Below are 382 nucleotides of genomic sequence, written 5' to 3' on the forward strand. Positions count from 1 at the left end.
ACCGGCAGAGCATGCCGATCGGGAACTTCCCCGGCAGCTTCGGCTCCACCTACACCACGATCATGAGCGACACGACGGCCAACCTGTTCGAGGCGGTCGAGGTGTACAAGCTGCAGAACCAGAACAAGTACCTGATGATCGTCGAGGCGATGGGCGCGCGGGGCCGCTACTTCCGCTCGTTCACCGCCGACAGCCTGAGCGGTTCGTGGACGCCGCAGGCGGCGACCGAGAGCAACCCGTTCGCGGGTAAGGCCAACAGTGGCGCGACCTGGACCGACGACATCAGCCACGGTGACCTGATCCGTAACAACCCCGACCAGACCAAGACGGTCGACCCCTGCAACCTGCAGCTGCTCTACCAAGGCCGCAGCCCGAGCTCCAA

At 64.7% G+C, this 382-nt stretch carries 1 protein-coding gene; it reads left to right on the forward strand.

Features of this window, described 5'->3' with window-relative positions; genetic code table 11:
• On the forward strand, positions 1-382 hold a 382-nt coding region (locus tag IEY93_RS36260; RefSeq protein WP_268241606.1), incomplete at both ends, for a non-reducing end alpha-L-arabinofuranosidase family hydrolase.

Source organism: Sphaerisporangium melleum (assembly GCF_014646695.1).
GTDB lineage: Bacteria > Actinomycetota > Actinomycetes > Streptosporangiales > Streptosporangiaceae > Sphaerisporangium > Sphaerisporangium melleum.